At 42.4% G+C, this 12,986-nt stretch carries 16 protein-coding genes; 8 read left to right on the top strand and 8 right to left on the bottom strand.

What is annotated here, in order from left to right:
- Positions 1–4: 4 nt before the first annotated feature.
- From GFC28_RS08915 to GFC28_RS08900, 5 genes are all read right to left on the bottom strand, one after another.
- A complete protein-coding gene (locus GFC28_RS08915; RefSeq protein WP_044745702.1) occupies positions 5–943 on the bottom strand; it encodes an ABC transporter ATP-binding protein in 939 nt (312 codons plus the stop codon).
- A gap of 100 nt (positions 944–1,043) precedes the next feature.
- Positions 1,044–2,168, bottom strand: coding sequence for a sensor histidine kinase (locus GFC28_RS08910; protein ID WP_044745703.1), 1,125 nt, complete (start codon positions 2,166–2,168; stop codon positions 1,044–1,046).
- Positions 2,169–2,177: 9 nt separating this feature from the next.
- Positions 2,178–2,843: a response regulator transcription factor gene (locus GFC28_RS08905; RefSeq protein ID WP_044745704.1), complete on the bottom strand. Its 666-nt coding sequence runs from the start codon at positions 2,841–2,843 to the stop codon at positions 2,178–2,180.
- A gap of 701 nt (positions 2,844–3,544) precedes the next feature.
- Complete coding sequence (locus GFC28_RS18840) at positions 3,545–3,676, bottom strand: DUF3941 domain-containing protein (RefSeq protein ID WP_082063788.1); 132 nt, start codon at positions 3,674–3,676, stop codon at positions 3,545–3,547.
- Between the two features lie 62 nt (positions 3,677–3,738).
- Positions 3,739–4,602 (bottom strand): DegV family protein, encoded by an 864-nt coding sequence (locus tag GFC28_RS08900; RefSeq protein ID WP_044745705.1) that lies wholly within the window; start codon positions 4,600–4,602, stop codon positions 3,739–3,741.
- 104 nt (positions 4,603–4,706) lie between these two features.
- Between GFC28_RS08900 and GFC28_RS19980 the strand changes: the two genes are divergently transcribed.
- Positions 4,707–4,832 carry a hypothetical protein gene (locus GFC28_RS19980; RefSeq protein ID WP_255363051.1) on the top strand — a complete coding sequence of 42 codons (126 nt, stop codon included), beginning with the start codon at positions 4,707–4,709 and terminating at the stop codon, positions 4,830–4,832.
- Positions 4,833–5,059: 227 nt separating this feature from the next.
- Here the strand turns inward: GFC28_RS19980 and GFC28_RS18835 are convergent, their stop codons facing one another.
- From GFC28_RS18835 to GFC28_RS08895, 3 genes are all read right to left on the bottom strand, one after another.
- On the bottom strand, positions 5,060–5,233 hold the full coding sequence (locus GFC28_RS18835; protein WP_082063790.1) for a DUF3813 domain-containing protein: 174 nt from the start codon (positions 5,231–5,233) through the stop codon (positions 5,060–5,062).
- Between the two features lie 2 nt (positions 5,234–5,235).
- Positions 5,236–5,388 carry a hypothetical protein gene (locus tag GFC28_RS19510; protein ID WP_172798648.1) on the bottom strand — a complete coding sequence of 51 codons (153 nt, stop codon included), beginning with the start codon at positions 5,386–5,388 and terminating at the stop codon, positions 5,236–5,238.
- An 85-nt stretch (positions 5,389–5,473) separates the two neighbouring features.
- Positions 5,474–6,280 (bottom strand): Cof-type HAD-IIB family hydrolase, encoded by an 807-nt coding sequence (locus tag GFC28_RS08895; protein WP_044745706.1) that lies wholly within the window; start codon positions 6,278–6,280, stop codon positions 5,474–5,476.
- 139 nt (positions 6,281–6,419) lie between these two features.
- Between GFC28_RS08895 and yjfP the strand changes: the two genes are divergently transcribed.
- From yjfP to moaD, 7 genes are all read left to right on the top strand, one after another.
- Positions 6,420–7,181, top strand: a complete 762-nt coding sequence (yjfP, locus tag GFC28_RS08890; RefSeq protein WP_044745707.1) for an esterase — start codon at positions 6,420–6,422, stop codon at positions 7,179–7,181.
- Positions 7,182–7,900: 719 nt separating this feature from the next.
- On the top strand, positions 7,901–8,494 hold the full coding sequence (gene mobA, locus GFC28_RS08880; RefSeq protein ID WP_231883416.1) for a molybdenum cofactor guanylyltransferase: 594 nt from the start codon (positions 7,901–7,903) through the stop codon (positions 8,492–8,494).
- 375 nt (positions 8,495–8,869) lie between these two features.
- A complete protein-coding gene (moaA, locus tag GFC28_RS08875) occupies positions 8,870–9,892 on the top strand; it encodes a GTP 3',8-cyclase MoaA (protein ID WP_044745767.1) in 1,023 nt (340 codons plus the stop codon).
- A gap of 481 nt (positions 9,893–10,373) precedes the next feature.
- The gene (locus tag GFC28_RS08870) at positions 10,374–11,633 is read left to right on the top strand and encodes a molybdopterin molybdotransferase MoeA (protein ID WP_044745709.1); all 1,260 of its coding nucleotides are present in this window, start codon (positions 10,374–10,376) and stop codon (positions 11,631–11,633) included.
- A complete protein-coding gene (gene mobB, locus GFC28_RS08865; protein WP_044745710.1) occupies positions 11,630–12,139 on the top strand; it encodes a molybdopterin-guanine dinucleotide biosynthesis protein B in 510 nt (169 codons plus the stop codon). Before GFC28_RS08870 ends, mobB begins: the two co-directional genes overlap by 4 nt.
- Entirely contained in the window at positions 12,136–12,606 is a 471-nt protein-coding gene (locus GFC28_RS08860) for a molybdenum cofactor biosynthesis protein MoaE (RefSeq protein ID WP_044745711.1), read from the top strand. Before mobB ends, GFC28_RS08860 begins: the two co-directional genes overlap by 4 nt.
- Positions 12,603–12,833 carry a molybdopterin converting factor subunit 1 gene (moaD, locus tag GFC28_RS08855; RefSeq protein ID WP_044745712.1) on the top strand — a complete coding sequence of 77 codons (231 nt, stop codon included), beginning with the start codon at positions 12,603–12,605 and terminating at the stop codon, positions 12,831–12,833. The genes GFC28_RS08860 and moaD overlap by 4 nt, the downstream gene beginning before the upstream one ends.
- The last annotated feature ends 153 nt before the right edge of the window (positions 12,834–12,986 follow it).

Below are 12,986 nucleotides of genomic sequence, written 5' to 3'. Positions count from 1 at the left end.
TGCATTAATGATCTCTTAAACTTCTTCCGGTTAAAGTCAGAAACACAGTTTCCAAATTTGGCGATTGCTCTTTAAGTGAACGGATTTCTACTTTGTCGTTAATGAGGCATTGAATGATGTCGTTTAAGTTGTTGACACTGACATCCGAACTGACTTTCATTAGGTTTTCCTCCATTTGGACAGCTTTTACGCCGCTAATGGCTTCGATTTTATTTAAATTGATCGTTTCCATCGGTTTGATTTCAATCCAAACATCTTTTGTATTGGTAATAATGGCTTTGAGCTGCTCTTTTGTTCCTTCAGCGATGATTTTGCCGTGATCGATAATCGCAATACGAGAGCAAATTTCTTCAACTTCCTCCATATAGTGGCTTGTATAAATAATCGTACATCCCATTTCATTCAATTTTTTTACAGAGTTTAAAATATAATTTCTTGATTGCGGATCGATTCCTACTGTTGGTTCATCCATAATGATGAGCTTTGGCCGGTGGGCGATCGCGCAAGCAATGTTTAATCGTCTTTTCATTCCGCCGGAGAAGCTTTTCGGATAGCTTTTATGTTTATCGCTTAACCCGACAAACTCTAATGCTTCTTCAACTTGCTCATGAAGTTGGGTACCGCGCAGTCCATAGAGACCTGCGAAAAATTTAACATTTTCGTATGTTGTCAAATCTTCATAAATCGCGATGTCTTGTGGAACGATACCGATATTTTTTTTGGCAAATCGGCTGTGCTTGTGTATATCTTTGCCAAGGATTTTAATTTCTCCAGAATTGGCACGCAAAAGCCCAGAGATCATGTTGATGGTCGTGCTTTTTCCAGCTCCGTTTGTCCCCAGAAATCCAAATATTTCCCCCTCTGCTACGGTTAAGGACATATTATCAACGGCGATAAAATCACCAAATTTTTTTGTTACGTTTTTTATTTCTAAAATGTTCATGATCTCACCTCTTTATTTTCAGTATGTTTTCAGTATAAAAAAGAAAATGAACTCATATAAGTGCATGAGTTCATTTCTTTAACATGAGAATATTCATATGTTACGTCTGAACTGGTTCATGTTTTGGGATAGGAAGAAGAGTGGTGACGGAAAAGCCGTTTGTACCATCGACAATGACCGTGCCATTGACGGAAGCGGCCCGTTCTTCCATGCCGATGATGCCAAGGCCTTTTTTGATTTTATCTGCTCCTTTTCCATTATCCTTGACTTCCATTTTAATAAGCGTATTTAGTACGTGTATCTCGATAGAAATAACGGTGGCGTTGGCATATTTCATGGCATTAGTCAATGCTTCGGTCATGTTTTCATAAATAATTTTCCATTGAATGGGAGTGATGATCTCCAAATCACCTTTGCATACCAATGGGATGTGCATATGGTGCTGTGCGGCCATCTCTTCGATGAATAATTTCACTCGGTTCACGCCCATTTGCTCAGAACGAGGCTTTATATGCTTTAATGTCGTTCGGATGTTTTCGATGCCATCTTTTGAAATGTGGATGGCGTTTTGCAGTAATTCCTTCGCTTTATAGCTGTTCGTATCAAGTAAACGCTTGGCCGCTTCCATTTGGATCAGAGCGCCAGTCATAGCATGCCCGATTTGATCGTGAAGCTGTTGAGCGAGCCGATTGCGTTCTTCTAATTGCAGCGTATATTGTGACTGTCTCATATATTCATAATAATCATTTAAGCTTTTGGTTAATCGGTGAATATCTTTTCTCATGGTGTCAAGGGCGCTTTCTAATTTTGCGGCTCTTTGTACGTACTGTTCAGTGATCGTTACGCTCATGAAATGAAAGGACGCTGCAAGAAAATAGGCAGGGTGCAGGCTGTGAGAAATCACGGCAAGCGGAAGCATCAGTAAAATCAATAGCACCCATTTTTTATTGATGTAAATGGAAAAAAATTCGTATAGATTCATTGGCAAAAGCAACATAAAGAAAGGATCAACTGGAAAACTCGCAGCTAAAATAAGAATCATGGATAGCCATATGCCACTGTATTTAAGTTGTGTTTTTTTAAAAAGATAAATGCTCATATTAATGGAGAGATAAGCGAGCGAAGTAAACACAAACCAAGCCGCATTGATATGATCTGAATATAAATAGCAAAGGCAGATATAGCACCATAAAATGAATTTATTTAAAATCAGTAAAAGCTCCATTGCGATCCCTCAATAAATTTTTCCTGTCAAATAATAAATGGCGATTTGTGTGCGATGCTGCAATCCGGTTTTATCTAAAATCGAAGTAATATAATTGGCGATCGTTCCTTCCGATATAAAAAGCTGCTTCGCAATTTCTTTATTTGAAAGCCCCTTAGCAATGCACGCCATGATTTCCATTTCCCGATCTGTGAAAAGCATTTTATCAATTTTTGGCTCAGGTTCTTTGTCGTTTGTTAAATTTAATTTGATTTTTTCCATAATCACATCTTGCATAATGGTATTTCCATTGTATACAGCTTTAATCGCTTCTCGTATCCGTTCAGGATCCGTATTTTTTAAAAAATACCCTTTTGCGCCGTTGCGGATGGCGTCCAAAATGTATTCGTCATCATCGAAAGTGGTGAGGATCAGAGGTTTTGTGTTTGTTTGCTCGCATATGAGTTTGGTTGCTTCGACTCCATTCATATTCGGCATGCGCACGTCCAGTAGCGCAATATCGACAGAAAATTTTTGGCAGTATTCAACAGCTTCTTGGCCGTCGTTGACGGTTGCTAATACGTCAAACTCATCATAGGTACTTAATATAATTCGCATCCCTTCGCGAACAAATGAATTATCATCCGCAATGATGACTTTGATTGTTTGGGGCGTTTGCGTAACGGACTCTTTCATGGATATTCATATCCTTTCTCTATATTTAGGTTCTACTCCATATATTTTACGAAAAAATATAGAATGACAGGGCAGCACTCTGCTTCTTTCCTCGAACAAGAACGTGACGTTGTTCGAGAAGGGCATGCTAAAAATCTTCAGTCGGCCAGCAAACGGCTTGCTGACTACGATAGAAAAGCGAGGAATTAATAGGTTTTTATTGGATTTTCAACACGCCTAATCCTATTTCTTTTCGGTGTGATCGTATAAGTTCTCATGGGAAAATGGGTACCAAGAGGCAGGAGCTGGTCCTCCTTGTGCCTTTATTTTTTATTAATGAAGCCCCATATTTTGACGTTTGTATTTTTTAGCATGGAGATTGGGAGCACTTTTGTAAAAAAACGTTGTCTTTTTAGAACGGCTCTGTTTCATTCGATAGAAAATGTGTCCTTCTTGCTTTTTTATTATACAAAAGCTTCAGCTGAAAAACACATAAAAAAAAGAGCTTGCTGTGCAAGCCCCTCAGACGTTGCCAAGCGGTTTCATCCTGTGTCACGGGCCTCGTCGTTCGTCTGCTCATGAACGTTTTTGTTCTGTTCATGGCCTCCACTCGGTTGCGTTTCTTGTCTGCCAAGCGTTTTCGTGAGACCGTCACCATCAATAAAGGATATGAAAATAGTTGTAGACAAAGTCAACATGAACTTTGTCTACAACATGCTTTTTTACAAATGATCGGTTTTTTTCGAGTATTCATTTTTTCCCGCTTGTCGATTTTTTTCGCGAAGCATATTTTTCTCATGCTGTTTGGCGTTATTGTCTCGTGCTTTTTTATCGTTATCGCTTGTATGAGCCATATGAAGCCTTCCCTCCTTTTTTAGAGGTTGTCTAGCGATAGTGTGAGCAACAAGAGAATGTTTTATGCTTCAATATATTCGTTTAAGAAAAAGAGGGCAAGTGTCCCAGGACCCGAATGTGAGCCGATGGCTCCTCCAATTTGGGAAATATAAAAGCGGGTACAGCCGAATTTGGCTTCAATTTGTTGCTTAAGTTCTAATGCGGTTTCCTCGTCATCGCCGTGGCTTATGCCGATAAGCTGCTTTTGCAAATCACTTCCGCGCTCTTCCATCAACTCAAGCATTCGCTTTAGCACTTTTTTGCGTCCGCGAATCTTTTCAAGCGGAATAAGCTTGCCGTTTTCTACGTGCAAGAGCGGCTTGATGCTTAAAAGTCCTCCGACAACAGCTGATGCCTTGCTGATTCGCCCGCCGCGCGCTAAAAATTCTAAGTTGTCAACCGTAAAGATGTGCTCCATGCGGCTGCAATAAGCAGCGATTGTTTCACATAGCTGCTCATAAGACATTCCTTTTTGTGCGAGCTCACTTGCTTTCATGACCACAAGCCCTAAGCCGAGCGATGCGCACCTGGAATCAATAATCGTTAATTGAAAATCAGGATATTGCTCCAACACTTCTTCGCGCATCATCATGGCGGTTTGATATGTACCTGACAACTCTGAGGAGAAAGCGATATAAAGGGCAGGGCGTCCGTCTTTAGCCAGCTCGGAAAATACTTCCTTTATTTTTTGTGGGCTTGCTTGGGATGTTTTTGCCACTTCCCCCTTGCGCATCGCCTCATACACCTGCTTTGGATCGATGGTGACGGCATCCTCATAGTCGCGGCCGCTTAAATGAACGATAAGAGGGAGCAAATAAATATGGCGCTCCTGCAAAAAAGAATAGGGCAAATCACAACCGCTATCCGCTATAATATGAATCGACATTGTGTTCACCTTCTCACTATAAAATAAAAAATGATTTCGTCCTTATAAGTGTAACGAGTTAACAACAAAAATACAATTTCTCTTTTCTGATATGGAGTGATATGATGATTGGAATGCAGGTAAAAAAATTGGTGATCGTGTTAATGGGTGCGCTGCTGAATGCGGTAACGACGAATCTGTTTTTGATTCCGGCCCACGTTTATGCGAGCGGTTTTGTTGATGTTGCTTAGCTTGCTTCAAAGCTTGTGGAAGATTATACTTCTTCAATATTCTTTCGACAGAATTGCTCTTATTCCTGCTGAATATTTCTGTGGACATTTTAGGATGAAAAAAATAGGAAAATTATTTGCGCTGTACAATTTTTAGCATGGCATTTATGTCGCTGTTTTTTAGAGGATCGAGAGTTTGCCTATAACTTGTTGAAGCCGCGGATCAACCCGCGGCTTCTTTAAAATGATTATAAATCGTTTAATTCATTCTGCAGTTGCCGCAGCTGTCTTTTTTCTGCCAAATTCGAATGAGTATAAGCAGAAGATAAAGCGTTTTTCGCTTTTTCAACCGTTTGTTCCTCTGTTGTTTCCTTTGCAGTCATAACGGCTTTCTGAGCTTCTTGAAATAAACGGTTCCCCACAGTTAGTATCCTCCAAGGGAAGTTTCGATCGCTTCTTTTGCTTTTCGCTCTTCGGCTTCCGCATATGTCATATGATAAGGGATTCTCTCATCATGTTTTTCCACAGCATCCGTGCTTTGCTGAATAAACCGCTTTGATTTATTTCGTTTACCCAAGACGCATTCCCCCTTGAAAGTCAAGACGCATCGCTGCGTCGTTTATATTGTAACCGTGTTGGGGGAATGATAGTAAGGCAATTCGTTACAGCTTTAACAGCGATTTTAAATAAACAGCGATGCCGTCTTCCTCATTGGTTTTTGTCACATCATTGGCGATTTGTTTTAATGGTTCAATGGCATTTCCCATCGCGATGCCATATCCTGCCCATTGAATCATTTCAAGATCGTTGTCTTCATCCCCAAAAGCGATGACGCGTTCTTGAGGGATTTGAAAATAGTTGCAAACTTGCTGCAATCCGAATGCTTTATGAACACCCGTACGAACAATTTCAATAATATGCCAAGGAGCAGCCCAACGGCGATGATGAAGCACATTGGCATGAACGGTGGATAAATAACGTTGCAGTTCATCGGCATGCTGTTCATCTGTATGAATAAGAACGCTTGTTGGATCAGCTTTTAACATGTTCCGCAAATCACCAATTTCGATTTTGGGATTGCCCAATTTCACGAGATCCAACAGCTTTTCATCGTGGTCATGAAAATACACATCATCCATGACTTCCGCTAAAATGTTTTTGATGTGATATGTTTCGCTCACTTCAATAATTTCTTTAATGGTTTCCAGATTAAGCGGAGAGTGGCGTATTCCCCATGAGTCGTTTCTTGGATGATGCACAAAGGCCCCGTTAAAATTGACAATGGGTGTTGTTAAATGAAGCTCTTCATAATACATTTTGCTAGCGCGATAAGGTCTGCCAGTTGCTATGACAACGATATGACCAGCTTCTTTCGCACGGAAAATAACCTGTTTAGTTAGCGGAGAGATCGTTTTGTCATCTTTTAACAATGTACCGTCTAAATCTAACGCAATTAAATATCGTTCCATAATAGCTCCTTTGTACATAGTTTTTGGATTTGGCATAAATGGATAAAGAGCTTACACAGATAGTGTAACTCTTTTCCAAAATTTTTGTCTACATGTTACACTAAAGGAAGAGAAAAAGTGTAAAGGAGTCTAAGTGGCTATGATTGTCATTAGAAATGAAGCGATTGCCGACATTCCTGTATTGCATGTGGTCAAGCAAGAGGCTCAGCAAGAAAAGCTGCCCCTTATTCTATTTGTGCACGGATTTACGAGCGCAAAAGAGCACAATCTTCATTTTGGTTATTTGCTGGCTGAGGCGGGATATCGGGTCATTTTGCCAGATGCGCTTTACCATGGAGAAAGAGCACAACGCCTCACAGACGAGCAGCTGCGATTATCCTTTTGGAATATTGTTCTGCGGACGATTGGCGATATAGAACAGATAAAAAATGAGCTCTGTTCTGGTGGTCTTGTACAGGAAGAGCGCATTGGCGTCGCCGGTACCTCAATGGGAGGAATCGTGACATTTGGCTCGCTTGCTGTGTATCCCTGGATTAAAGCCGCTGTTTCCTTAATGGGTAGTCCGTATTATCAAGCGTTTTTTGATACTCAAATCGAAATGGTGAAAAATATGAAACGCAAGATTCCGTTGACAGATCAGCAGCTGGAAAACGAGCGGCAGCGGCTGGCTCCGTACGATCTTTCGCTTCAGCCGGAGAAATTGCGCGGCCGTCCGCTCATGATGTGGCACGGGCAGCGAGATTCAGTGGTACCTTATCATTATACATATGAGTTTTATCAACAAATAAAACCTTTTTATGAGAACGGGAAGCTGAAATTTATTTCTGATGATGAGGCGGGACATAAAGTGACAAGAGCTGCGTTTTTGCAAACAGTTGATTGGTTCGTTCAGCATGTATGAGTCTCTCTCACCTACACGTCATTTCAAGCCGGGAGATTTCTCGCTGGACATGGTCCATGAATCGTTTGGGGGGTAGAGGTGTTCAGCTGCGTCAAGCACGGTTTTTTGTTTGATTGCGACCAGAAGACAGACGAAAGAAAGTTTCCATATCATAAACAGAGGGGCCGAAGACCAGGCCCCTTCATTCGCTTATATATTTACTTTTTTTGTATGTTTCGCTTTTTTTCTGGTAGCATTCAAAGCAATAGAGCATTTCTTGTTCCTCGCTGATGACACCGTTTAAAAATCCTGACAAGCAATGAATCGGTTTGCCGCACTTTGAGCAAAAGCCGACGAACTCTTCCAAGGGCCATTCCCCTTTCATGATCATTAAAAATTTTTGAAGCATTTGGATAGGCAGTGCTTCATCGAATGGGTCTAGCAGTTTTCGTGTATATATAATCTATTATAATATAAAGGGGGTTCGTTTTATGAGCTAATGACCGGAAAATTTATATATAAAAAGTCACATGAAGCTGAGACGAACGGTCTATGGAAAATAGATGGTCGCTGGAAGCTCCTTGATTTGCCTCCAACCGTCCAAAAAATGAGAAATCTTGCTTTTGAATTGGCTATATATTCCATATTTTTACTAAACATGAAAGTCGACTTAAAATGATGGAGTAAATGGGATTATATCAAAACGGATCTGTATGATCAGACAAAGCGGGGGATAGACGGTGGAACGGATGATCGGAGCGGTCTTGGCTGGAGGTCAATCGCGCCGCTTTGGCAGCCCTAAGGCGTTTGCCAAACGAAAGAATCAGTATTTTTTTCAAATCGCTGTCGATGCGCTGCATCCTTTTGTGAAAGAGGTGTATATTGTCAGCCATCCCGATCTTGTCGCACGTTTTGAGCGAATGGTGACAAACGAGAAGGTAGTGATGGATGAAGAGCGGTATCGCGGTCAAGGACCGCTTGCCGGAATCTATACGGTTATGAAACAAACAGAAGCAGACTGGATATTTGTGCTTCCTTGTGACATGCCCTATATGCAAAGCGACACAGTTGGCAGGATGGTATCATATGTTGATTGTGCATTTGATATTGTGGTCTCCACACATTTTGGCCGGCTGCAACCATTGGTTGGCGCTTACCATCGCCGGACAATGAAGTGGATAGAACATATGCTGCAGCACGGCGACAACAGAATGAGATCGCTATTTGAACATTGCTCCGTTCGCTATGTCAATGAACAAGATTTTGGGGCAGAAGAGATCGTATTTCGGAATGTGAATGACTTAGATGAATATGCCGACATTGCAGCAGAATGAGAACAACGTTCGAAAGGGGAGAGCATCACAAGTAAGGAAACTGAGCTGTAAGTGTGCAATCATAGCATGGTGTTAGGATCGACACATCATGCAAAGCTTTATTTTTTGTCTGAGCATGTTGGATGATGAAGATGAAGGATCGATGTTTTTTTCACGGCTGAATTTATCGATTTATGGTATACTTTCATGTAACATCCGCTTTTACAAACACAGCCGGCAAGCGCTTGTGGTTTAACATCATCCGCCGAGAAGTCTCCCATCTCTTAATGGAGAGGAGGAGTGGGAGGTTCATAAACATGATTGATCATTAAAACATGTTCATTCGATTTGAACATGCGGTTAAGAAAATATTTTATGATGAAAAGAGGAGGCACCATGAACCGAAATAAGCCGATAGTCGTTGATCGATGGGACCGGCCGCTGCGTGATTTGCGTATTTCTGTAATCGATCAATGCAATTTCCGTTGTATTTATTGCATGCCGGCTGAAATTTTTGGTCCTCATTTTCGCTTTTTGCAGGAAGACGAGTTGCTGACGATGGATGAAATGGTGCTGGTTGCAGAAACCTTTGCTGAGTTAGGAGTAGAAAAAATCCGCATTACAGGCGGCGAGCCGCTGCTGCGGAAAGATTTGCCGCTGTTGATTGAACGATTGGCCAATATTCCAGGTATCGGTGATATCGCTTTAACTACCAACGGAGTTCATTTAGTGAAAATGGCGAATCGATTAAAGGACGCAGGGCTTGGGAGAGTCAATGTCAGTTTGGATGCAATAGAGGATGAAATTTTTAAAAAAATGAACGGTGTTGGTGTTGGCGTTCAGCCTGTTTTGAAAGGAATCACCGCGGCAAAAGAGGCGGGGCTGCTTGTGAAGGTAAATATGGTTGTAAAAAAAGGATGGAATGATTCCCAAGTCGTGCCAATGGCCAAGCATTTCAAAGCAGAAGGAATTCCTTTGCGGTTTATTGAATTTATGGATGTCGGGACATCAAATGGCTGGAATCTGTCACAAGTCATGACGAAAAAAGAAATATATGAACAAATTGAACAATGGCATCCGCTTGAGCCGATCGAACGGGCCTATTTTGGGGAAGTGGCGAGCCGATATCGTTACGTTGGAACGAATATAGAGGTAGGATTTATTTCTTCGGTCACCCAATCATTCTGCAGCAGTTGCACAAGAGCGCGGGTATCGGCGGACGGAGTATTGTATACTTGTTTGTTTGCCGCAAATGGAACGTCATTAAAGACATTGCTTCGTCAAGGGGCTGGTAAGAAAGCGTTAAAGCAGCTGGTAATGGAGACATGGACAAACAGAACGGATCGCTATTCAGATGAGCGTGCCCTGCAAGCAAATCAAGAACGGAAAAAAATTGAGATGTCCTATATCGGCGGATAGATTTTTAGTAAAAAAAGTGAGAGACATGATCGTGAAGGACCAATTCAACAGATTGGTCTTTTTTATTTGATTGAAAGAAGAGGAAGAATATCATCTGTACAAAAGTAAGGAAAGCGTGCAGAATCTTTATGAGACATGATAGAATCAGATAAACATACACTTATTGTGTCAGATTCGCTCGAATATGGGATGGGAGCTGTTACAAAATCCACGGTCGGAAGGGAAGATGATTTCTTGGGTCTTCAAGCGGCTTGTATATAAGAGAGTATAGAAGGTTTTTCATTCATTTTGTTAAAAGAATATACGATGTGGCGCGTTAGCAAGACGGAGCGCTGTTTCCTATTTTATTTCTGCGGTTTGGCTGTATCGCTTTGAGCATCTAAATATAAATACAATAAAAAAACAGAAGATGGACCAGCGCTGTTACATGAAACAGCGATACCCATTTTATTGTGTACGGAATAAGTAAGGGGGATCGATGATGTTAGAAAAAAGAAATCCAATTCCTGTAGCGGAAGCGATTCAAAAAGTGATGCTTTATGCAAGAGAAGGAGAAAAAGAAAGGGTTCCGCTCACGGAGGCGTACGGGAGATATTTAGCGGAAGATCTTTATGCGGATCATGACGTTCCGCCGTTTGACCGCTCTCCATATGATGGATTTGCCATTCGAGCGGCCGATTCGGCACTTGCCAGCCTCGATCATCCTGTTGAGCTGGAAGTAATTGAAACGATCGGAGCGGGGCAAGTGGCCGCAAAAGCAGTAGCTGCATTTCAAGCGGTGCGAATTATGACAGGCGCGCCCATTCCTGATGGCTGCGACGCGGTAGTGATGCTAGAGCTAGCTAAGCAATATGAACGAAATGGAAAGACATATATATCGATTAAGCGTCCATTTCGTTCAGGGGATAACATTTCGTTCCAAGGAGAGGATGTTAAAAAAGGAGAAGTACTAGCGGAGAAGGGAACATTCATCAATCCTGGCGTGCAGGCGTTATTGGCTACGTTTGGCTATTCAGAGGTCAAAGTGGCTCAAAAACCGAAAATTGGGATTGCCGCAACAGGGAATGAATTATTGGATGTATCAGAGCCGCTTGTTCCTGGGAAAATCCGCAATAGCAATGCGTATATGATTCAGGCGCAAGTGCTTCGCAGCGGAGCCACTCCCGTTGATTTAGGAAAATTGCCGGATGATCCAGATCAATGTCTTGCCGCGATCGAACAGGCGCTTCCTGATGTGGATTTTCTGATTACAACAGGAGGAGTGTCCGTCGGCGATTATGATTATTTACCGGTGATTTATGAGCGGCTCGGCGCCGAAGTGTTATTTAATAAAGTAGCTATGCGTCCGGGAAGCGTAACGACGGTAGCCCAATTGGACGGCAAGCTGCTGTTTGGATTGTCGGGCAATCCGTCAGCGTGCTATGTCGGATATGAACTGTTCGTTCGCCCTGTTGTGCGTACAATGCTATATTCATCCACTCCGCATTTATACAAGACGAAAGCCATCCTATTAGAGGATTTCACGAAGCCTAATCCGTTTACTCGTTTTGTTAGAAGCTATGTAAGTGCTCAAGGAGGGCAGCTTTATGCTTCGCCGGTTGGGATGGATAAATCGAATATTGTGACCTCTCTTGCTAAAGCCAATGCGCTGACTGTACTTCCAGGAGGCACTCGCGGCTTTGTCAAGGGGGATCTTGTGGATGTTTGGCTGCTCGATAGCGAAGAGGGAAGCGCCCAATGAAGGTTTGGCAAGTGGTCGGCTATAAAAATAGCGGAAAAACGACACTGATAGAGAAATGGATTCAACTGGCAGTACAAGCAGGATATAAAGTGGGAGCAGTGAAGCATCATGGCCATGGGGGGCTGCCGGAGACGGGACAGACGTCAACCGATTCAAACCGCCATCTGCGGGCAGGAGCGCTGGCGGCAGCGGTAGAAGGAGGCGGAATGCTGCAGTTGCATGCGATTCATCCAGAGTGGACGTTATCAAAGATTTTACACATGTATTCTCTTTTTTCTCTCGACTTTGTCCTTATCGAAGGATATAAAGACGAACCATACCCTAAAATCATAATGATTCGAACACCTTCGGATTGGGAGCAGCTTGGCCATTTGCAAAATATTATCGGTGTCATTGCCTGGCAGAAGGATTTTGTCCCTTTCGATATACCGTATCCTCTGTTTTCTCTTGATGATGAACAGACCTATTTGCAATGGGTTATGAATGAGGTGGAAAAAGCGAGATGAATGAGACATTATTTATGGTTACTGATCAGCCGATTTTGATTGAAGACGTGGTGCGAAAGGTCGTTCGCCCTGAGGCGGGAGCGGTTGCCGTTTTTGTCGGGACCGTAAGAGAATTTACAAATGGAAAACGCACGCTATTTTTACAATATGAAGCCTATACCACGATGGCAGAAAAAATGCTCGAACGCATCGCTCAAGAAATTAAGGAACGTTGGCCGGAAGCCAAAACCGCGATTACCCATCGAATCGGCAAGCTCGACATTTCCGATGTGGCCGTTGTGATTGCCGTGTCGACGCCGCATCGAAAGGATGCCTATGAGGCCAATCAATACGCGATCGAAAGAATAAAACAAATCGTGCCGATCTGGAAAAAAGAATATTGGGAGGATGGCACACAATGGGTTGGAAACCAGCTTGAAACGAAGGAATATCCAGATGGAAAGCCGAAGGAGGAGGATCTGACGTGATCACGCTGCTTTTTTTCGCCTCTTTAAAAGAAGCGGTTGGGAATGGACAAATGAGCATAGCGTACGAACCGATCACAATTGAGCAATTAAAACGACAGATAGAAGTGAAATATGGGGTGAATTTGCAAAATGTGATGGTTGCGGTGAATGAAGAGTATGCCCAGGAGAATCAACGGTTGCAGCCGGGCGATGTAATTGCTTTTATTCCACCGGTTAGCGGAGGATAAAGATTGAAAGGCGTTCAAGGGAGACCTTGAACGCCTTTTTATATAATGGAAGGAGAAGGACGGGGGAAGAATGTCCCCATATCCAAACAAATATTAACACAATAAGTTGGATCTCTCATTTTGTTCTTTAGATAGAAGCCTGCTTGTTTGCGA

It is taken from the genome of Anoxybacillus sp. B2M1 (genome assembly GCF_001634265.1).
Taxonomy (GTDB): Bacteria; Bacillota; Bacilli; order Bacillales; family Anoxybacillaceae; genus Anoxybacteroides; species Anoxybacteroides rupiense.
This window is presented reverse-complemented; position numbering and strand designations above follow the sequence as displayed.

Coding starts and splice junctions, on each gene's coding strand:
- GFC28_RS08900 (WP_044745705.1), bottom strand. CDS start 4,602: ATGTCGATTCATATTATAGCGGATAGCGGTTGTGATTTGCCCTATTCT.
- GFC28_RS19980 (WP_255363051.1), top strand. CDS start 4,707: ATGATTGGAATGCAGGTAAAAAAATTGGTGATCGTGTTAATGGGTGCG.
- moaA (WP_044745767.1), top strand. CDS start 8,870: ATGAACCGAAATAAGCCGATAGTCGTTGATCGATGGGACCGGCCGCTG.
- GFC28_RS08895 (WP_044745706.1), bottom strand. CDS start 6,280: ATGGAACGATATTTAATTGCGTTAGATTTAGACGGTACATTGTTAAAA.
- GFC28_RS08910 (WP_044745703.1), bottom strand. CDS start 2,168: ATGGAGCTTTTACTGATTTTAAATAAATTCATTTTATGGTGCTATATC.
- GFC28_RS08860 (WP_044745711.1), top strand. CDS start 12,136: ATGAATGAGACATTATTTATGGTTACTGATCAGCCGATTTTGATTGAA.
- yjfP (WP_044745707.1), top strand. CDS start 6,420: ATGATTGTCATTAGAAATGAAGCGATTGCCGACATTCCTGTATTGCAT.
- mobB (WP_044745710.1), top strand. CDS start 11,630: ATGAAGGTTTGGCAAGTGGTCGGCTATAAAAATAGCGGAAAAACGACA.
- GFC28_RS08915 (WP_044745702.1), bottom strand. CDS start 943: ATGAACATTTTAGAAATAAAAAACGTAACAAAAAAATTTGGTGATTTT.
- GFC28_RS08870 (WP_044745709.1), top strand. CDS start 10,374: ATGTTAGAAAAAAGAAATCCAATTCCTGTAGCGGAAGCGATTCAAAAA.
- GFC28_RS08905 (WP_044745704.1), bottom strand. CDS start 2,843: ATGAAAGAGTCCGTTACGCAAACGCCCCAAACAATCAAAGTCATCATT.
- GFC28_RS18840 (WP_082063788.1), bottom strand. CDS start 3,676: ATGGCTCATACAAGCGATAACGATAAAAAAGCACGAGACAATAACGCC.